This is a genomic window from Vibrio sp. 5S239, assembly GCF_041439575.1.
In the GTDB taxonomy this organism is placed as follows: domain Bacteria; phylum Pseudomonadota; class Gammaproteobacteria; order Enterobacterales; family Vibrionaceae; genus Vibrio; species Vibrio kanaloae.
Map to the genome: position 1 here is coordinate 1 of NZ_JBGOOM010000038.1, position 19,489 is coordinate 19,489.

Annotated in this window: 24 protein-coding genes and 1 tRNA gene; 5 read left to right on the forward strand and 20 right to left on the reverse strand. The window is 44.1% G+C overall.

Features of this window, described 5'->3' with window-relative positions; genetic code table 11:
• Window positions 1–126: 126 nt before the first annotated feature.
• From ACED48_RS19850 to mutY, 4 genes are all read right to left on the reverse strand, one after another.
• Window positions 127–202 (reverse strand) — tRNA-Phe (locus tag ACED48_RS19850).
• Between the two features lie 103 nt (window positions 203–305).
• A complete protein-coding gene (gene mltC / locus ACED48_RS19855; RefSeq protein WP_017056511.1) occupies window positions 306–1,439 on the reverse strand; it encodes a membrane-bound lytic murein transglycosylase MltC in 1,134 nt (377 codons plus the stop codon).
• A gap of 69 nt (window positions 1,440–1,508) precedes the next feature.
• On the reverse strand, window positions 1,509–1,781 hold the full coding sequence (locus ACED48_RS19860) for an oxidative damage protection protein (RefSeq protein WP_004735465.1): 273 nt from the start codon (window positions 1,779–1,781) through the stop codon (window positions 1,509–1,511).
• A gap of 28 nt (window positions 1,782–1,809) precedes the next feature.
• Window positions 1,810–2,871, reverse strand: a complete 1,062-nt coding sequence (gene mutY / locus ACED48_RS19865; RefSeq protein ID WP_017056512.1) for an A/G-specific adenine glycosylase — start codon at window positions 2,869–2,871, stop codon at window positions 1,810–1,812.
• Between the two features lie 165 nt (window positions 2,872–3,036).
• Between mutY and trmB the strand changes: the two genes are divergently transcribed.
• Both trmB and glsB read left to right on the forward strand, forming a co-directional pair.
• Window positions 3,037–3,756, forward strand: coding sequence for a tRNA (guanosine(46)-N7)-methyltransferase TrmB (gene trmB / locus ACED48_RS19870; RefSeq protein ID WP_017056513.1), 720 nt, complete (start codon window positions 3,037–3,039; stop codon window positions 3,754–3,756).
• Window positions 3,757–3,940: 184 nt separating this feature from the next.
• Entirely contained in the window at window positions 3,941–4,861 is a 921-nt protein-coding gene (gene glsB / locus ACED48_RS19875) for a glutaminase B (protein WP_017056514.1), read from the forward strand.
• Window positions 4,862–4,930: 69 nt separating this feature from the next.
• Here the strand turns inward: glsB and hemW are convergent, their stop codons facing one another.
• From hemW to ACED48_RS19910, 7 genes are all read right to left on the reverse strand, one after another.
• Complete coding sequence (hemW, locus tag ACED48_RS19880) at window positions 4,931–6,118, reverse strand: radical SAM family heme chaperone HemW (protein WP_017056515.1); 1,188 nt, start codon at window positions 6,116–6,118, stop codon at window positions 4,931–4,933.
• Window positions 6,118–6,717, reverse strand: coding sequence for an XTP/dITP diphosphatase (locus tag ACED48_RS19885; RefSeq protein ID WP_017056516.1), 600 nt, complete (start codon window positions 6,715–6,717; stop codon window positions 6,118–6,120). Before ACED48_RS19885 ends, hemW begins: the two co-directional genes overlap by 1 nt.
• A 47-nt stretch (window positions 6,718–6,764) precedes the next feature.
• The gene (locus tag ACED48_RS19890; RefSeq protein ID WP_017056517.1) at window positions 6,765–7,196 is read right to left on the reverse strand and encodes a DUF4426 domain-containing protein; all 432 of its coding nucleotides are present in this window, start codon (window positions 7,194–7,196) and stop codon (window positions 6,765–6,767) included.
• A gap of 28 nt (window positions 7,197–7,224) precedes the next feature.
• The gene (gene yggU, locus ACED48_RS19895) at window positions 7,225–7,515 is read right to left on the reverse strand and encodes a DUF167 family protein YggU (protein WP_017056518.1); all 291 of its coding nucleotides are present in this window, start codon (window positions 7,513–7,515) and stop codon (window positions 7,225–7,227) included.
• A 29-nt stretch (window positions 7,516–7,544) separates the two neighbouring features.
• A complete protein-coding gene (locus tag ACED48_RS19900) occupies window positions 7,545–8,102 on the reverse strand; it encodes a YggT family protein (protein ID WP_017056519.1) in 558 nt (185 codons plus the stop codon).
• 77 nt (window positions 8,103–8,179) lie between these two features.
• Window positions 8,180–8,998, reverse strand: a complete 819-nt coding sequence (gene proC, locus ACED48_RS19905) for a pyrroline-5-carboxylate reductase (RefSeq protein WP_017056520.1) — start codon at window positions 8,996–8,998, stop codon at window positions 8,180–8,182.
• Window positions 8,999–9,080: 82 nt separating this feature from the next.
• Window positions 9,081–9,785, reverse strand: a complete 705-nt coding sequence (locus ACED48_RS19910; RefSeq protein ID WP_017056521.1) for a YggS family pyridoxal phosphate-dependent enzyme — start codon at window positions 9,783–9,785, stop codon at window positions 9,081–9,083.
• Window positions 9,786–9,811: 26 nt separating this feature from the next.
• Here ACED48_RS19910 and ACED48_RS19915 point away from each other — a divergent pair, with 26 nt between their 5' ends.
• Window positions 9,812–10,849 (forward strand): type IV pilus twitching motility protein PilT, encoded by a 1,038-nt coding sequence (locus ACED48_RS19915; RefSeq protein ID WP_017056522.1) that lies wholly within the window; start codon window positions 9,812–9,814, stop codon window positions 10,847–10,849.
• Between the two features lie 15 nt (window positions 10,850–10,864).
• Window positions 10,865–11,974 carry a PilT/PilU family type 4a pilus ATPase gene (locus ACED48_RS19920; RefSeq protein ID WP_017056523.1) on the forward strand — a complete coding sequence of 370 codons (1,110 nt, stop codon included), beginning with the start codon at window positions 10,865–10,867 and terminating at the stop codon, window positions 11,972–11,974.
• Between the two features lie 319 nt (window positions 11,975–12,293).
• Here ACED48_RS19920 and ruvX read toward each other — a convergent pair whose 3' ends face one another.
• From ruvX to ACED48_RS19965, 9 genes are all read right to left on the reverse strand, one after another.
• Window positions 12,294–12,716, reverse strand: a complete 423-nt coding sequence (ruvX, locus tag ACED48_RS19925; RefSeq protein ID WP_029626997.1) for a Holliday junction resolvase RuvX — start codon at window positions 12,714–12,716, stop codon at window positions 12,294–12,296.
• Window positions 12,717–12,768: 52 nt separating this feature from the next.
• Entirely contained in the window at window positions 12,769–13,332 is a 564-nt protein-coding gene (locus ACED48_RS19930; protein WP_017056525.1) for a YqgE/AlgH family protein, read from the reverse strand.
• Window positions 13,333–13,438: 106 nt separating this feature from the next.
• Window positions 13,439–14,389 carry a glutathione synthase gene (gene gshB, locus ACED48_RS19935; RefSeq protein ID WP_017056526.1) on the reverse strand — a complete coding sequence of 317 codons (951 nt, stop codon included), beginning with the start codon at window positions 14,387–14,389 and terminating at the stop codon, window positions 13,439–13,441.
• 9 nt (window positions 14,390–14,398) lie between these two features.
• Complete coding sequence (gene rsmE, locus ACED48_RS19940; protein WP_017056527.1) at window positions 14,399–15,130, reverse strand: 16S rRNA (uracil(1498)-N(3))-methyltransferase; 732 nt, start codon at window positions 15,128–15,130, stop codon at window positions 14,399–14,401.
• 145 nt (window positions 15,131–15,275) lie between these two features.
• Complete coding sequence (locus tag ACED48_RS19945) at window positions 15,276–16,007, reverse strand: endonuclease (RefSeq protein WP_017056528.1); 732 nt, start codon at window positions 16,005–16,007, stop codon at window positions 15,276–15,278.
• A 96-nt stretch (window positions 16,008–16,103) separates the two neighbouring features.
• On the reverse strand, window positions 16,104–16,604 hold the full coding sequence (locus ACED48_RS19950; protein WP_017056529.1) for a SprT family zinc-dependent metalloprotease: 501 nt from the start codon (window positions 16,602–16,604) through the stop codon (window positions 16,104–16,106).
• A 79-nt stretch (window positions 16,605–16,683) separates the two neighbouring features.
• Window positions 16,684–17,481 carry a DUF2189 domain-containing protein gene (locus ACED48_RS19955; protein ID WP_017056530.1) on the reverse strand — a complete coding sequence of 266 codons (798 nt, stop codon included), beginning with the start codon at window positions 17,479–17,481 and terminating at the stop codon, window positions 16,684–16,686.
• Window positions 17,482–17,849: 368 nt separating this feature from the next.
• A complete protein-coding gene (metK, locus tag ACED48_RS19960) occupies window positions 17,850–19,004 on the reverse strand; it encodes a methionine adenosyltransferase (RefSeq protein WP_017056531.1) in 1,155 nt (384 codons plus the stop codon).
• A 132-nt stretch (window positions 19,005–19,136) separates the two neighbouring features.
• Window positions 19,137–19,394: a hypothetical protein gene (locus ACED48_RS19965; protein WP_017056532.1), complete on the reverse strand. Its 258-nt coding sequence runs from the start codon at window positions 19,392–19,394 to the stop codon at window positions 19,137–19,139.
• On the opposite strand from ACED48_RS19965, the gene ACED48_RS19970 reads away from it, so the two are divergent.
• Window positions 19,393–19,489 (forward strand): hypothetical protein (locus ACED48_RS19970; protein WP_371692209.1); only part of this gene is annotated, 97 nt, incomplete at its 3' end. The genes ACED48_RS19965 and ACED48_RS19970 overlap by 2 nt on opposite strands.

A 19,489-nucleotide genomic window follows, 5' to 3' on the forward strand; every position in this document is an offset into this window, starting at 1 on the left:
TGGTGACCTACTGATTACAAGTCAGTTGCTCTACCTACTGAGCTAAGTCGGCACACTAAATTCTTTATGCTTTTGTCCGTGCTGTTACTCCCTGTTAAAGAGTGTTGGCACCAACAAATCAAATTGTGGTGCCCGGAGGCGGAATCGAACCACCGACACGAGGATTTTCAATCCTCTGCTCTACCGACTGAGCTATCCGGGCAACGGAGCGCTATTAAACGGATTTTCTGCATAACCGTCAACACCTTTTTTGAAAATAATTAAAAAAAACGTTCGTTAGTTGTTTTTTTATTCAAAAGTGAGGCTTACGTTTTACCTTGATTAAAATCTATCTTGAATTTTGTTACTTTTTCTAAATATCGGCGCGACTCTTTGTTTGGATGTTTCTTAGTGAGTGCCCAGTACGCTTGGCTAGGTTGTAGCGAGTTTAAGTCTCGCATTGCTCGCTTTCTGTCCTTACTAAAGGTGTTGAGTACACCACCAGTACCGCCGTTGTATGCAGAAATCATACTGTACTCAAGCGTTGTTGGGTGCTGCACGTCTTTTAAATAACGATTTTTAAGGATATAAAAGTACGCGGTGCCAGCATCAATATTGTTTTCTGGATTGAATAAATACTCAGGAGTGGGCTCTCCAGGTTTGTTCTTTACTAGTTTAAACACGTCTCGACCTGCAGTTTTTGGTACTACCTGCATAAGACCATAAGCATTCGCCCAGCTCACAGCATATGGGTTAAAACTACTTTCTGTTTTGATGATCGCGTAAATCAAGTCTTCAGGAATGTCATAACGTTGAGACGCTCGTCTAACTATATCGGCGTACTGATAGCGACGTTTACTAGCGTGATCGGCCACCATTGGGATTTCAACGTAGTAAGCTTTTTTAAAATCGACTTCCTTGGTTTTTAGGTTATTGGCGATCAGGTAGTCAGCAAATTGGTTAGCGCGCCATGTCCATTGAATAGGCTTTTTCTCTTGATCTACGACCTGATTGTAGAGGAAAGGTTTCCCTTCTAACTTGATGCTTTTGGAAGAAAATAGGTCGACATTGGCTGGGTCGTCCGGCGTCAGAAGTGTCGTGATTATCGCGTTTTTGAGGTGTTTCTTAGGCTCGGTAGAGGAGACTGTTTCTACTGTGATTAGGCCTTGGCTAAAGTTTACTTCTGAACGGCTTAAGTAATTATCAATGTATTTCACATAGTTACTCTTACCTGCCATCTTTATTTCACTGCTGCCCCAACGTTTTTGGATGTTGCCTGAAAAACTATGAATCAAAGCATCCAGTGCATCAGTGTCTTTTTCAAATTGGCCGGGTAGCTCCGCTAAATTACTTACAAATCGGTTGGTTGGTTCGTAGTTAACATCATAAATGCTTTCGACAAATTCACGACTGCACCCAGTTAATAACATGGCTGTTAAGAAGTAACTTAGCTTTTTCATAGTTCCTCATACAAAAATGACATCGCAGCGTTAACCATGATGTCATTAAAATTTGCTTAAATAAATGTCTTATTCGCTTGGTGGAGTGTAGCCATCAATAACGACATCTTTACCTTCGAAAAGGAAGTTAACCATCTCAGTTTCAAGAAGTTTACGATGCTCAGGGTCCATCATGTTTAGCTTCTTCTCATTGATAAGCATGGTTTGCTTGCTTTGCCATTGTCCCCAAGCTTCTTTAGAAATGTTGTCAAAGATACGCTTACCTAAGTCACCTGGGTAAAGTTGAAAATCTAGGCCTTCAGCATCTTTTTGAAGGCGAGCACAAAATACAGTGCGGCTCATAGTGGTTCCTCTTATCGCGTTCGTTGATTCAAACGTCGTCGTTCAGTTCAAAGGGTAGGCTCTCAATAAGCTGCTTTACAGGAGCGGCTAGGCCAATTTCTTCCGGTTTTGATAAGTTATACCAGAGACCTTTAGTCCCTTCCATTATCAAATCTGGTTGTTTATCTAATTTCACTAATACTGGCGTGATATCTAAGTGGTAGTGGCTGAAAGTGTGCCTAAACGCAATCATGGTCTTGATCGAATCGGTTTGAGTGTCTTTGATCGAGCGAAGATCTAGTTGATGTTCGATCTCTGCGTGTTCATTTTGAGGGAAACAAAACAATCCGCCCCAGATACCTGACTGAGGGCGCTGTTCGAGCCACACTTGGTTGTCGTGATACAGAATCACAAACCATGTTTCTTTTACAGGCTTTTCTTTCTTAGGTTTTTTACCTGGGAAGTCGAGCTGTCTATCAAGCTTCTTGGCTTCACACATGCTTTCAATTGGGCAAAGGGTACATTTAGGCTTGCTACGGGTACAAACCATCGCCCCCATGTCCATCATCGCCTGATTGTATTTATCGACATCTTTTTTCGGAGTATGAGCTTCTGCATGTTCCCAAAGTTGGTTTTCAACCTTCTTTTGCCCTGGCCAACCTTCTACTGCAAAACTTCTAGCTAAGGTGCGCTTGACGTTACCATCAAGGATAGCATGAGGGAGTTTATGAACCGAAGACAGCACTGCAGCGGCAGTAGATCGTCCAATACCCGGTAGTGCGTTCATTTCTTCAATAGAAAGCGGAAACTCACCACTATATTGCTCGGTAACAATCTTGGCAGCCTTGTGCAAATTACGAGCTCTTGCGTAGTAACCAAGCCCCGTCCATAAGTGGAGCACCTCATCTTGTTCGGCGTTTGCTAGGTCAATAACCGTTGGAAAGCGTTCCAAAAAGCGTTGGTAGTATGGAATCACTGTTGTTACCTGAGTTTGCTGAAGCATGATTTCAGATAACCAAACTGTGTAGGCGGTTTTATTCTGTTGCCAAGGCAGTTCTTTACGCCCGTAGGCGTCATACCACTTTAATATGGCGGTTGCGAAAGGAGTCACGACATGCTCTATGCTTTGCTATTATTAGAAGCGAAATTGCACCACACTTAACGTTGGATGTAAAACAGACAAATTGTGTGGGAATTTATCCACGGAAAGACTTGCACCGAAGGCAATTCTTTGGATAATCCCCGCTTTGATTAATCAATGTGCAGGCAAAAATCAATGAGTGAAGTGACCACTAACGAATATACTGAAGACGGCAAACTGGTTCGTAAGATCCGTAGTTTTGTTCGCCGCGAAGGCCGCTTAACCAAAGGCCAAGAAAGTGCGATGAATGAATGTTGGCCAACAATGGGTATCGACTACACCCCAGAGCTTCTTAACTGGAAAGAAGTATTTGGCAACGATAACCCAGTTGTACTAGAGATTGGTTTCGGTATGGGTGCATCACTGGTTGAAATGGCAAAGAACGCACCAGAGAAAAACTTCTTAGGTATTGAAGTTCACAGCCCTGGTGTTGGTGCTTGTTTGGGGACTGCGCGTGATGCGGGTGTAACTAACCTACGCGTAATGTGTCACGATGCCGTAGAAGTATTTGAACACATGATCCCAGATAGCAGCCTGCATACATTGCAACTGTTTTTCCCTGACCCATGGCATAAAGCTCGTCACCATAAACGTCGTATTGTTAAGGCTGAGTTCGCAGAGATGGTTCGCGGCAAGCTTCAACTTGAGACTGGTATTTTTCACATGGCAACAGACTGGGAGAACTACGCAGAACACATGATTGAGGTGATGAACGTAGCTCCTGGTTTCGAAAATATCGCTGAAGATGGTGATTATATTGCTCGCCCTGATGAGCGTCCGCTAACGAAGTTTGAAGCGCGTGGCCACCGTTTAGGTCATGGCGTTTGGGATATTAAGTACAAACGTACTAAGTAATTCTGAAACAAATAAGTGAAGGTAAACCTGCTTTAGGTTAAACCTTACACTTTATGGGATTGATTAAAGCCAACATTATTGTAATGTTGGCTTTTTTGTCCTTAGGCTTTTATTGCGATAGAGGTTTAAGGACAAAAAAGTAAAGTCATCCCCTACAAAAATAACAATATAGAAGTAAGCACACATGAAACCAACTCAAGCTATTTTGGCCGAGATTTTAGACGAGGTTCGTCCTTTAATTGGGCAGGGAAAGGTCGCTGATTACATCCCCGCACTGGCTCGCGTATCGAACCAGAAGTTGGCGATCGCGGTATACACCAATGAAGGGGAGGTGATTCAAGCTGGTGACGCAGAAGAAGCTTTTTCTGTGCAATCCATCTCTAAAGCGTTGAGCTTGACGTTAGCGATGGTGCTTTATAAACCCGAAGAAATTTGGCAGCGAGTGGGCAAGGAGCCTTCTGGACAAGCGTTTAACTCGATGATTCAACTTGAGATGGAGCAAGGCATTCCCCGTAACCCGTTTATCAATGCGGGTGCTATTGTAGTGGCAGACTTATTACACAGTCGTCTATCCGCACCAAGACACCGTTTATTAGAATTTGTGCGTCAGCTATCGGGTGATACTCATATTGTGTATGACAAGATAGTAGCGGCTTCAGAAATGATGCACAGCGATCGTAATGCGGCTATCGCTTACTTGATGCGTTCATTTGGTAACTTTGAGAACGATGTTATTCCTGTGCTTAATAATTACTTTCATGCTTGTGCGCTTAAAATGACCTGTGTTGATTTGGCGAAAACCTTTAGCTATTTAGCCAATAAAGGAGTGTCGGTTCAAACTAAGAAAAAGATCATCACGCCGGTTCAAACTAAGCAGTTGAATGCTTTGCTTGCGACATGTGGTTTATACGATGGGGCGGGGGAGTTTGCGTATCGTGTTGGTATGCCAGGAAAATCGGGTGTGGGTGGCGGCATTATTGCCATCGTTCCGGGTGAGATGACAATTGCTGTTTGGTCTCCTGAGCTGGATCCGTCTGGTAACTCTCTTGCTGGCACTAAGGCGCTAGAGCTGCTGTCGGAGCGTATTGGTCGTTCTATTTTCTAACGATAAGTGTTTCCGGTTTCAATAAAAAAGCCTCTCGTGATGAAAGGCTTTATGCATTTTAGCGTTCGACTATTCGTCTTCTTCTGCCATAAAGGCTTCTAGCAAGTCGTTGAGGAATAGCTTTCCTTTTTCAGTGATCTGCCAGTGAGTGTCGGTTTCGTTCAAGTAACCTAGCTCTTTTGCCCACTCAATCGTTGAATGAACAGCGTCAAAATCAAGCCCAGTCGTATCAATGAAATCTTGTTTTGGACACGCTTCTATTAGCCTGAAGCGGTTCATAAAGAATTCAAAAGGGCGATCTTCATTTGGCACTTCAAATTCATTGGATAGGTAAGGCTTCACCATGTTCTGGTAAGCCGCTAAATAGCCTCTAGGGTGCTTAACCTTTGTGGTGCGAACAATGCGTCCATCAGCAAAACTTAGCTTGCCATGAGAGCCACAGCCAATACCTAAGTAGTCACCAAAGCGCCAATAGTTGAGGTTGTGCTGACATTGGTATCCTGGCTTGCTGTAGCCTGAAATTTCATACTGTACATAACCTGCATCTGAGAGCTTTTTATGGCCTAAGTCGAAGATATCCCAAAGGTCATCGTCGTCAGGCAGCTTTGGCGTTTTATAATAGAACATGGTGTTAGGTTCTATTGTGAGTTGATACCAAGATAAGTGTGGTGGATCGAGCTCGATCGCTTTGTCTAGATCCGCCAAGGCCTGATCAATGCTTTGATCGGGCAAGCCGTGCATTAAGTCTAGATTGAAGCTATTCAATCCAATTTTATGCGCTAAATGAGCGGCATTTACCGCTTCATCTTGACCATGAATACGGCCAAGCCTTTCGAGCTTCTCTTGCTCAAAGCTTTGCACACCCACCGAGATTCGACTCACCCCAGCCTTTTGGTAACCAGCGAACCGCTCAGCTTCAATGGTTCCCGGGTTGGCTTCCATGGTGATTTCTATTCCATGCTTGAACGGGATACGTTGTTCAACACCTTGGAGTAATCGACCGATTCCCTCTGGAGAGAATAGGCTCGGCGTACCACCACCAATAAAGATCGAATGCAACGGACGAGGGGTGCCATTGAGTTGGTACTTTTCGATATCAGTATCGAGATCCTCAAGTAGCGCATCGATGTACTCTTTTTCTGGGATCTCGGCTTTCAGAGCGTGTGAGTTGAAATCACAATACGGACACTTTTGTACACACCATGGGATGTGGACATAGAGGCTAAGTGCTGGTGGTATTAGCGCTGTATTATGCATTACAGAGCTTGCTCCTTGAGTGCTTTGAATAGTGACGTCAGGGCTTTACCACGGTGTGATAGTTGCTTTTTACGTGTTGATTCAAGTTCAGCAGATGCGCAGTTATCTTCAGGTACAAAGAATACCGGATCGTAGCCAAAGCCATTCTCACCGTGTTCTTCAGTCAGAATACGACCTTCCCATTTACCGTGGCATACCAGTGGTGTCGGATCGTTTTCGTGACGCATTAGTACCAACACACAGTGGAAACGCGCAGTACGCTTTTCAGTTTCGACACCTTGCATCGCGTTTAGCAATTTTTTGATGTTCTGCTTATCGGTTGCCCCTTCACCTGAGTAACGCGCTGAGTAGATGCCTGGCGCACCATTTAAGTAATCAACCTCTAAACCTGAGTCGTCAGCAATGGCTGGCAGCCCCGTTTCTTTCGCTGCATGGCGAGCTTTGATGATGGCATTTTCAATGAAAGTCGTTCCTGTTTCAGCGACTTCTGAAACGTTAAATTCACTTTGCGCGACAACGTCAAAACCAAACTCAGACAGAATATCTGCCATCTCGCGAACTTTACCTTGGTTGCCTGTTGCTAAAACAATCTTACTCATGGGAATGTAGCTCTAATAAGTTAATAAATGAAAAGTAAGGTTTGAGCTTACTCTTCTATATAGAATTTCTGTGTGAAACGCAGTGGACCAGTGCCTTTTAGGCCTGCGTTAACATCGATGTCGAAGGTGATGTTTTCTTCGTGAGTTACGGGGAACTCAGCAAGGTAATAAATCGCATCGCCTTCTTTGATTTCGCGAAACTTCAAAGTACGGGTGTTTCCAACGAGGTTCTTCGCTGTTCCGGTAATTTTAGCCGTTGTCGCAGGCTTGCCTAGGGAAGCCTTATCTAACACGCTGATGTTCAGAATTGCTGAGTAGCCAGTTCGCTTAAGCTTATATTGCTTAGCGACCTTCGCCGTTATAAATGTCGAGTTAAAAGCCGAGTAGTGAACCTCGACATCCTTAATATTCTTAAACTGTCCTGCCGAGCTTGGTAGGGCAATCAGAGCGGTGAGTAGTGCTGTTATCCATAGACGCATAATGACTCCAATAAATAGCAAAAAGCCATCATAGGATGGCTTTGACTTCAGTTGGGATTTGGCTTGGCGAGCATATTCGAACTTGCTTGTGCCTACCGAGCTCTCCCTTTTCTATCTTAACTTGCCCTTTTGCGACCTTAAACTGTTTCGCAAGGTATTTCGCTAAATGGGCATTGGCTTTGCCATCAACCGGTGGTGCAGTAATGGCAATTTTCAGTTCCTCACCGTGCAAGCCGACAATTTTGTCTCGGCTTGCTTTGGGTTGGATATAGAGCCTAAGAAGAATATCGTCTTCCTCGGCCCAAACCGCTTTTGGCATCGTCAAAGTACCTGATGTTCGTACTTGAATTATAGCTGATACCAAATAGGACCAATCATGTCGCCCATTAGGAAGTTCGCAAATTGCAGAACAATGAACAGAACCAGTACGCTTAGGTCGAAACCACCCATGTCCGGAAGGATACGGCGGATAGGCACTAGCATTGGTTCAGTCAGTTGATGGAACACGTACTCGATTGGGCTACGACCTTGGCTAACCCAGCTTAGGATTGCACGGATAAGTAGAACCCAGAAGATCAAGCCACCAGCCGCTTTGAGCAGAGATAGAGCGCCAAAGATAAGGAAGCTAATATCAAATACAGCCGCGCCGCCAGAGATAATCAGGTTTAGAGCAACGAACTTAAGTACACACAGCACATAAGCGAAAACAACCGTCGCCAGATCAAGGCTGCCGATTGATGGAATAACTCGGCGCAGTGGAGCAACAACCGGTTGTGTCGCTTTTACGATGAATTGTGAGAATGGATTGTAGAAATCTGCACGTGATGCTTGTAGCCAGATACGCAAGCTCACAACCATGATGTAAAGATCAAAAACGGTCGAGATCAGAAAGCTCATCGAGTTCATATTGTTTCCTTTTTCGGATTTACTTGCCGCTTAGGTATAGCCTGAGCGACACAATGCTTTTTTTACAGTAATGAGTATTAAAACAGTTTTTCCATCTCTTCAGCTCTAGCTACCGCCGCTTGCATCGCTTTGGCTACGATATCTGATAGTTGGTGTTCGTTAAATGTGCGTAGTGCTTCTGCGGTGGTCCCGCCTTTTGAAGTAACCTGTTCGCGCAATGTTGATAACTCAATATCTGGATTCATGACCACCATCTCTGCCGCGCCTAATGCTGACTGCTGCACTAGCTTTCGAGCGGTTTCTCGGTCGAAACCTTGGTTGATTGCCTCTGCTTGCATTGCTTCCATAAACAAAAAGAAGTAAGCAGGAGCACTACCCGCCGCCGCAATGATGTTGTTGATGCCAGACTCTTGCTCAACCCAACTCACTTCACCTACAGCTTGCATTAGCTGAGAAGCGAAGTCTTTATCGCCTTGGCTGACCGTTGAATCAGCATAAAGGCCGCTCATCCCCTTACCAAGTAGTGATGGCGTGTTTGGCATCACACGCACAAGGTTCAGTTTGCAGTTTAACATCTCATTGAGCTGATTCGCATTAATACCGGCGGCAATTGAGACAACCAGTTTGTTGCTAAAATCGATATCTTGTAAGGGTTTACATACATCAGCCATCATTTGTGGCTTCACTGATAACACCACAACATCTGCTTGCTCTGCTGCGGCAATGTTGTCGCTGGTGGTATTGATTCCGTATTTTTGCTCTAACGGTAATCTTCTGGTGTCTGAAGGCGCTGTCGCAGTAATCTTTTGCGCTGGGTAACCACTCGCCACTAAGCCCGCTACAATTGAGCGAACCATGTTTCCTGCCCCAATAAAGGCAATGTTCTTATGTTCCATATATAAAATCCTGAGCTTGTCGCTGCGCGGATAAGGCGAAGCGGTATCAATACTTGTACTTGTCGTTGGTTACTTACTACGGTTATTTCGTGTAATCACGAGCGCCGAAAATAGCCGTTCCAATACGAACCATGGTGCTACCAGCCTCAACTGCTGCGTCCATATCACCACTCATCCCCATCGAAAGGGTATCAATGCCTGAATACTTCGCGGCTAGCTTGCCTTTAAGCTCTGCCAGTTGAGAAAATGCATTAAGCTGAGATTGATAGTCAGATACGTTTGCAGGAATCGACATCAATCCTCTTAAAGTGAGGTTGGGTAGCGATGAAATCAACTCTGCGAGTGAAAAAACTGTCTGTTCTGACGTTCCAGACTTGGACTCTTCACCACTGGTATTTACTTGAATCAAAACTTGCAAGGGTGGAAGTTCGCTTGGTCGTTGGTCATTAAGCCTTTGTGCGATCTTATCGCGATCTACGGAATGCACCCACTGGAAGCTTTCCGCGATTGGGCGGGTTTTATTGGACTGAATTGGGCCAATAAAATGCCACTCCAAATTTAAGTTAGAATGATGTTCTGAAAAGTGTTTTACTTTATCAACACCTTCTTGGACATAGTTTTCACCAAAGGCAATTTGGCCTCCAAGTGCGGCTTCTAGAACCGCATCAATAGGTTTAGTTTTGCTGACGGCTAAAAGTTGCACGGACTCTGGATCTCGTCCGCACTTTTGTTCAGCACTACGAATCTGTGAGGTGATTTGTTTGATATTTTGTTGAATACTACTCATAGCTGACTTTACTTAAGGGAAAATAAATGGATATCACCGAGTTACTAGATTTTAGTGTAAAGCATAACGCATCAGATCTACATCTTTCTGCGGGTGTATCTCCAATGGTACGTATAGATGGTGAAGTAAGAAAGCTTGGAGTGCCCGCTTTGAGTCATGCAGATGTGCATCGTTTAGTTTTTGAGATCATGAACGATTCACAGCGCGGTGAGTTTGAAGAGAAACTCGAAGTCGACTTCTCTTTTGAATTACCCAATGTTGGTCGTTTCCGTGTGAATGCTTTTAATCAAGCTCGTGGTTGCTCAGCTGTGTTTCGATCTATCCCTGTAGAGATCCCAACTTTAGAGCAGTTAGGCGCGCCTGAAATCTTTGAAAAGATTGCTAACTACGAAAAAGGTTTAGTGCTGGTCACTGGCCCAACTGGTTCTGGTAAATCGACGACTCTTGCGGCGATGGTTGATTATGTTAACCGTAACCATAACAAGCACATCCTGACGATCGAAGACCCGATTGAATTCGTTCATACCAACAATAAATGCCTCGTTAACCAGCGAGAAGTTCATCGTGATACCCACAGCTTTAAAGCGGCGCTACGCAGTGCATTGCGCGAAGACCCTGACGTTATCCTTGTGGGTGAGCTTCGTGACCAAGAGACGATCAGCTTAGCGCTAACGGCCGCAGAAACAGGCCATCTAGTTTTTGGTACTCTGCACACCAGTTCTGCTGCTAAAACCATAGATCGCATTATTGATGTGTTCCCCGGCAGCGACAAATCTATGGTTCGTTCAATGCTATCCGAATCACTACGCTCGGTGATTGCTCAAAAATTGTTAAAGCGTGTAGGCGGTGGTCGTGTGGCTTGTCATGAAATTATGATGGCGACACCTGCAATTAGAAACTTGATTCGTGAAGACAAAGTTGCACAGATGTACTCGATTATTCAAACTGGCGCAGCACATGGTATGCAAACCATGGAGCAGAATGCGAAGCAGCTTATGGCCCAAGGTTTAGTTGATTCAGAAGAAGTCGAGAAGAAGATTGAAATCGAAACCTCGCGGTTTTAAGTCAGGATGAATCATATGGAGTTGAATCAAATTCTTGAAGGCATGCTTTCACAGAAAGCGTCGGATCTTTACATCACCGTGGACGCACCAGTTTTGTTTCGTGTTGATGGTGAACTGCGGCCTCAGGGAGAAAAGCTGAATACGGCTCAGGTCTCTCAATTGCTTGATGCGATGATGGAGCAAGATCGACGCGATGAATACCAACAAACACGCGAGGCTAATTTTGCGATTGTGCGTGATATTGGCCGTTTTCGTGTGAGTGCTTTCTTCCAACGAGAGCTTCCTGGTGCGGTAATTAGACGCATCGAGACTAACATTCCAACCTTTGAACAATTAAAGCTTCCTGATGTGCTACAAGACCTTTCAATAGCGAAACGCGGACTTGTGCTAGTGGTTGGAGCGACGGGGTCTGGTAAATCAACTTCAATGGCTGCGATGACAGGGTACCGGAATGCTAACCGTTCTGGTCATATTTTGACGATTGAAGATCCGATTGAATTCGTGCATGAACATAGAAAGTGCATTGTTACTCAGCGTGAGGTCGGACTCGACACTGAGAGTTATGAAGTCGCGCTTAAGAACTCCCTGCGCCAAGCTCCCGACATGATCTTGATTGGTGAGATCCGTAGCCGTGAAACCATGGAGTACGCGATGACTTTTGCTGAGACTGGTCACCTGTGTATGGCAACTCTGCATGCAAATAATGCTAATCAAGCACTAGAACGTATTCTGCATTTGGTTCCCAAAGAGCAAAAAGAGCAATTCTTGTTTGATCTGTCGATGAACTTACGTGGTGTGGTGGCACAGCAATTAATTCGAGATAAGAATGCCAATGGTCGTCATGGGGTGTTCGAGGTTCTTTTGAACAGCCCGCGAGTGTCGGACCTGATTCGTCGTGGTGAGTTGCATGAACTCAAATCGACAATGGCTAAATCGAAGGAGATTGGGATGCAGACCTTTGACCAAGCTTTGTATGATCTAGTCGTTGCGGGCCAAATCAGCGAAGAAGATGCGTTTCATAGTGCCGACTCTGCTAATGATCTGCGCTTAATGTTGAAAACCAAGCGAGGTGATAATGACAATGGCATAGGAGCCCTCAGCAGTGTGAAAATCGATATGGGTTAATTGGTGCCGCTGATTTTTATAAGAGAGGATAAATAGCTCCCCCACAACAAGCTGTGGGGGGAAGGTTTAACCTTTATGAGAAGCTGAAATTATCATTCGCGTCACCACGCTCTTTTCTTATTTAATTTTTAGTTGGATAACCGTCGCCAGTTTCGCCAGCGTCCATTGAGTTACATACTATTATCGTTAGAACTGCGCAGGGTGTTAGATAAGTTTTATATGAGCTATCACTAACCTAATAATGAATCGCATCAACATTACGTCGCTATATGATTACAAGGTTAGAATAGAGTGTAATCATTGCTCGCTTAATGCTGAGTTAAAAATATTGTGCTTCAAACCAGCTTTCTAGAATGACAACAGCAGATTGGTTATCCACATTTCCTTTGCTTAATGCTTTATAACCGCCCATATCAAAAAGCTCGGATCTGGCTTCAGCTGTAGATAGTCTTTCATCATGAAGTTCGACATCAATACCAAAGCGCCCTTTGAGGCGATTAGCAAACTTCTTTGCTCTTGGAGTAATGGTTGCTAGATCTTTGCCGTGTAAATCCGTTGGCAAACCGACGATAATCAGATTAGGTTGCCATTCTTTGATTTGCTTCTCGATATCATCCCAATTCGGAATACCATCTTTAGCCTTGAAGGCTGTTAAGGGACTTGCGGTACCAGTAATCTCTTGGCCGATTGCACTACCGATACTTTTTGTACCGTAATCAAATGCCATAATTGTCCGTGACATAAAAGTTCCAGAATTAAATAGTTGGGTTTGTATTGATTGTTATGAGTTGGTTTTAGGCGTGTCCTGAATCAGCCGATAATTGCGCAACATTAATGCCTAACATCTGCACTGCAACTTTCCAACGATCTGCAATGGGGGTATCGAAGATAACTTTCGGGTCGGCTTCAACGGTTAACCAAGAGTTTTCGGTTAGTTCTATTTCTAGCTGCCCTGGTTCCCAACCTGCATAGCCTAATGCGACCAAGTAATGCACTGGCTCGTCTCCAGTTCCGAGCACGGTAAGGATATCTTTAGAGGTCGTGACAGAGATTTGATCAGTCATGTTGATGCTAGATTGATAGTTGCCTTTTGGCCTATGTAAAATGAAACCTCTATCTTCAGCTACCGGTCCTCCGTTTAACACTGGCTTATCTAAGCTAGCTTGATTGGATTTTGGGTTTATGGAGTCGATCTCGACTTGATCCAGCATTTTTCCAACCGTGATATCAATAGGGGCATTGATCATTAACCCCATTGCACCTTCATCGTTGTGTTCACAAAGGTAAATTACAGAGTTTTGAAAGTAAGGGTCTTTCATTCCTGGCATAGCAACCAGAAAGTGATTGGTTAAATTCATAAAGCCTCCTGCCTTTGAGAAAAGAGCGGCTTATGCCGCTCATTACATTGGTTTAGCTAAGAACGATTCAGCTTAGATCATTTAAACTAAGCCAATCGACTGGAAGCTATTCTGCTTTAACGCGACGTTCGATCGCGTCCATCAGTTTACCTGTTACTGAAATATCAAAAGCGGCTTCGATTTCACGAATACAAGTCGGGCTGGTTACGTTAATTTCAGTCAGTTTGTCACCGATCACATCAAGGCCAACAAAGATTAAGCCTTTTTCTTTTAGTGTTGGAGCCACTGTTTTTGCTATTTCCCAGTCAGTATCACTCAGTGGTCTAGCCACACCAGTACCACCGGCCGCTAGGTTACCTCGTGTTTCCCCTTCCGCTGGAATACGAGCTAAGCAGTAAGGCATAGGCTCACCATCAACCACAAGAATACGCTTATCACCATTACTGATGTCTGGAACAAAAGTTTGTGCCATTGCGTAATTTTGACCGTGGTTGGTCAATGTTTCAATGATTACCGATACATTTGGATCGCCTTTCTTCACTCGGAAGATAGATGCGCCACCCATACCATCCAGTGGTTTAAGGATCACATCACCGTGCTTCTCGCGGAATTCTTTAACCTTTTCAGCTTTACGAGTCACGATGGTGGTCGGTGTTAGTTCAGGGAACCAAGCTGTGAACAATTTCTCGTTACAGTCACGAAGGCTTTGCGGTTTGTTTACGATCAGTGCGCCGTTCTCTTCAGCACGTTCAAGAATGTAAGTCGCGTAGATGTACTCAGTATCAAACGGAGGATCTTTACGCATCAGTACGGCATCTAATTCAGATAGCGCGATAGTCTGCTCTGACTTGAACTCATACCAACCGTTTGGATCTTCTTTTAGTTCTACAACCTTTGTGTCAGCAATGGCTACGCCCTGATCTAAGTGTAGATCATCCATTTCCATGTAATGGATTTCGTAACCACGACGCTGAGCTTCAAGCATCATGGCAAAGCTAGAGTCTTTTTTGATGTTAATGGATGAAATAGGATCCATTACGATGCCAAGTTTGATCATTTTTTTCTCCTAGCCTAGATCGCCAAAACGGACTTGTAAGGCAGTAATTGCGGTTAGAGCTGCTGTCTCGGTACGAAGTACACGTGGGCCGAGTAGCGTCTCTTCAAATTTGTATTGTTCTGTCATGCCGATTTCTTCAGCGGACAATCCACCTTCAGGGCCTATTAATAGGCGCACCTTGCTGACGGGTTCTGGAAGGGTGTTAATTGAGTATTTTGCGCGAGGATGTAGGTTCAACTTTAACGCTTCACTGGTTTCGCTACACCACGCTTCAAGTTGCATGATAGGGCGAATGACAGGAACCGTATTACGGCCACTCTGTTCACATGCCGCGATAGCAATCTTTTGCCATTGTGCGAGTTTTTTCTCAAAGCGTTTGGTATCAAGTTTCACGCCACAGCGCTCTGAAATCAGCGGAGTAATGGTATTCACACCGAGCTCTACCGATTTCTGAATCGTGAACTCCATTTTATCACCACGTGAAATCACTTGGCCTAAATGTAAGTCTAATGGAGATTCACTGCTACGCTCGATTCGCTCAGTAACATGAACCGTGACATTCTTCTTGGATACTTCAATAATTGTTGCAGGGAACTCAGCGCCACTGCCGTCAAATAGAAGGACTTCTTGGCCTTCTTTCATGCGAAGGACACGACCAACATGACCCGCGGCATCTTCGCCTAAAGCGAGCGAGCCTAACTGATGAATGCGTTCTGGGTGATGGATACGAGGGACTCTCATGCTGGTAAACCTATAAATATGATTATTTGGGTATTTTTATCTATGCCTAACATGGATGCTTTTAATCGAAAAAACAAGGGTAGAACAAGAGTTTCAAGGGCAATGCTGAAACTCTTGCTTGGTAGAGATAGCTATGCGAGTGGTGTTATTTGCAAGCTGGGTAAACAAATGGGTTGTGATTACCTTGGACGGCGTAGATTCGTTCATCACGAGTACATTCCCACTGATCGACAGGAAACTGTTTGTTCCACGCCATCATCAGGTTGGTTTGCTGTTTAGATAGCTTGAAACCATACTCTTGACTCATGTAAAGGTAAGTACGTGCGATAGAGCCTTTTGCTCTGTCCGGCGGCATAACTTTACGCTGTTTAAAGTTGACCTGCATTTCACACTGACCATAGCTCACGCCATCCATTCCATTCCACTGACTGAAATTGTAATTGGATCGATCACCATTAACCTCGCCAATCGTGGGCGTTAGGTTATGAAGATCAGCTTCCATGGATTTAAATATTTTATCATTTCGCGTACAGTTTTTGCGTCCGCCATCTTGCCAGCACTGACGCTGGTGGCCAAATTGCCAAGCTGGAACCACGTGTTCCCACTCAATTCGACTTGCTCGCTTTTGCTGTTTTCGGACTTGGTAGCCACAACCATTAAGGTCTGGAATACCTTTCTTCTTGTCTTTCCAAGTAATATCACAACCACAATAAAACGAAGTCGGATGATCGAGATAAATCTTCACCGCTTCTTTTTTGGCTTTGTAGAATGAGCTTGGCGGGGCAGCGAAAACGCTTTGGGTTACCAGTAGGCCAAATACTATCGATAAGTAAAAAGATACAGGTAGGCCAAATGCTTTTAAGGTGATTTTTTGCATAGAGAAAGACTGATAAAAGTATGATAAATATCAGTCTATCACTCAAATGTTAGATCTCTCTATTAGATTTATCCGAACGAGTGAATCAATCGGTTATTAGCTTAGTTGAGTGCCTGTAAAAACTAAGATTTGTTGGCATAGTTGGCATCGGTAGGTCGATTGATTTCGAAGGACTTTGTTATGTCGTCTAATTGATAGTGGGTAAACGGTGCAGTCGCAGCGGTATTCAAAGGTTTTTCCTTGAACTGAAGAGATTTCAAAGCTATGAGTCGTTCTGGCTGGCACGTTGAATACCTTTTCCATAACGTATTTCCACTCGTTTCCATGAGGCCTAACGCGTCCGAAGACCTGATGCGTGATCAAGTGTGCTAGTTCATGAGGAACAACCTCGTTGATAAAGGCGTCTTCGTTTTCGCTAAATAGCACGTGGTTGAGCTTAATTTCATTTAACTGAAGGTAGGCCTTTCCTGCCGATTTACCTCTTAATTTATAAGTGATAGTTGGGTATGGAAACTCACGAGAGAAATGTTGATTAGCAATAGCGAGACACTCCGCCAGTTTCTTATTTGCGCGATGTTGTTGTGGGGTGTAAGACAAACGTTGTTAACTCCAAATAAAAGACCTCAGCGTTAAGCTAAGGCCTCATAATAACATTGCTTGTTAATCTAGCGATGCTTTACACGTGATGTTTTTTCTTGATGATCTCGTGATAAGCATGCCATGTACCATAACCAAGTAGTGGCATGGTGACGATCATACCGATGCCGTAGGTTGCAAAGCCCACCAGAATACCGGAACAAATAATACTCGCCCACACAACCATTGCTGGGATGTTTGCTTTCACTGCGTTGAAGCTAGTGAAAATGGCGCTCATTACATCAACGCGTCGCTCCATCATTAATGGAATTGAAAACGCTGAAATACTGAATATTAGGCTAGCGATGATTAGCCCAATTAAAGAGCCTGTAATCAAGAATGGAGCGAATTCAGTTAGTGGAGCCCCTTGAACAGAAGGATATAACGCGTGCAATAACGCCGCGATTCGCATCCAGAAAATCATCGCTACCATCAATACAATCGCAAAGGCCCATTGATGGGTTGAGTTTCGTGTGATGGCTTTCATTGAGTGCAGTAGGCTAGCGTTGTGTCCTTTTTCTCTTTCCCAGCTGGCGTCATACAGGCCTAGAGCAAGAAAAGGCCCTATTAACATATAGACTATTAAGCTCGGCATAACGACTAGGTGTGTTCCTTGCCATTGGACAAGTTGGACTATGGCGATGGCTGCTGCCATAAAACACAAGCCGTAAAATGCGCTTATTAATGGCATTTTCACGAAGTCGTGTAGAGCTAGTGACAACCAATGAAAGGGTGCTGAAATGCTAACTTGGTTACAAGGAATGGTTCGAGCGTAATCCTGATCGCTGACCTTATCTTTTTTATTGTTCAGTTCCGATGGGTGCACGGTACGAGGCATAATTCCCCCTAGTTAAATAACGTCCTAGTTATAATTCCATAAGGCTCAGTGGTGTGGTTTACATTAGCGTTATGGTGTCGAGCTCAATCGCTCGTTATCGTCCTAGTTTTTGCTCTCACATTCATTTAACTAATGATATTAGACTAAATACATTAGGGTTAAACGTGAGCTTGATCGTCTAGGAGTTACCTTAACTATTGTCAGTAGTGCTAGAAAATACAAATTATCAGCGGCTTTTTATACTAAGTGGTTAACGGTAAAGAAGGGTGTTAGATAAGAGAATAGCGATTGAAATATCGGTAAGTACATAAAAATAAAGCCCTTACTAAGAAGTAAGGGCTTTAAAGAAACAAATCGCAGTGGCTAAATTATTTTAGGCCAGCGAAGTCCGCAAGGATTGCTGCTTTGTCTGTCGCTTCCCAAGGGAATTCTTCACGACCGAAGTGGCCGTATGCAGCAGTCTGCTTGTAGATAGGTTGAAGAAGGTTCAGCATCTCTTGAAGACCGTATGGGCGTAGATCGAAGTTTTGACGAACGGCTTCAATGATGATCTCGTGCGCTACTTTTTCAGTACCAAACGTTTCAACCATGATAGATGTAGGATCAGCAACACCGATAGCGTAAGACAGTTGAATCTCACAACGGTCAGCCATACCTGCAGCAACGATGTTTTTCGCAACGTAACGCGCTGCGTAAGCTGCAGAACGGTCAACTTTTGATGGATCTTTACCAGAGAATGCACCGCCACCGTGACGCGCTGCGCCGCCGTAGGTATCAACAATGATCTTACGACCAGTTAGACCACAGTCACCCATTGGCCCACCGATTACGAAACGGCCTGTTGGATTAATGAAGAAGTTAGTGTCTTTATTAATCCACTCTGAAGGCAATACTGGCTTGATGATCTCTTCCATTACCGCTTCACGTAGGTCAGGTGTTGTGACTGAATCACAGTGCTGAGTTGAAAGAACAACTGCATCGATACCCACGATCTTACCTTGGTCGTACTGGAATGTTACTTGAGACTTCGCATCTGGGCGAAGGAAGTTAAGCTTGCCACTCTTACGTACTTCAGCTTGCTTTTTAACAAGAAGGTGAGAGTAAGTAATTGGAGCAGGCATTAGGATTGGTGTTTCGTTAGTCGCGTAACCAAACATGATACCTTGGTCGCCTGCACCTTGCTCTTTCGGGTCTGTTTTATCAACACCTTGGTTGATGTCTGGAGACTGCTTACCAATTGTGTTTAGAACGGCACAAGAGTCAGCGTCAAAGCCCATATCAGAATGAACGTAACCAATTTCACGTACTGTTTCACGAGTGATTTCTTCAATATCAACCCATGCAGACGTTGTTACTTCACCGCCAACCATCACCATGCCGGTTTTTACGTAAGTCTCACAAGCAACACGTGCTTTTGGATCTTGTTCCAAGATGGCATCAAGAACAGCATCAGAGATTTGGTCTGCAATTTTATCTGGATGGCCTTCTGAAACAGATTCAGAAGTGAATAGGTGCTTAGCCATGAGAGCTCCACTTTTAGTTTTAGTTGCAAATAGTGTTTTAGTTGCAAATAGATTAAATGCAAATAATTTAGGCGTCGCAAGTTAAGGAAGCGCCGCCATTAAATACAGTATATTTTGTAGGTGTTTCTACTTCTAGACGGCCATTCTAAATTCCAATGGTCGAATTACAAGCTCTTTTTTATGATATGACATAACTAAACGTTTGCGTGCCGGGTGATATAAGCCATTACCAAGTGATATAAATGGGTAAAAATTGCTAAAAATGATGGTTAAAAGGACAGTAAATCGTTTGCAGTCGCTATAGTCGTTTGAGAGAATACCCGCGCTAATAAAAATGAAATTTTTAGCATTAACTTTTTTTAAATCGCTTATGTACTCAGGAGCAGACATGCCTTCTCGTAAAGTTCTAGCCAATGCAATCCGTGCGCTTAGCATGGACGGTGTTCAACAAGCAAACTCTGGTCACCCAGGCGCACCTATGGGTA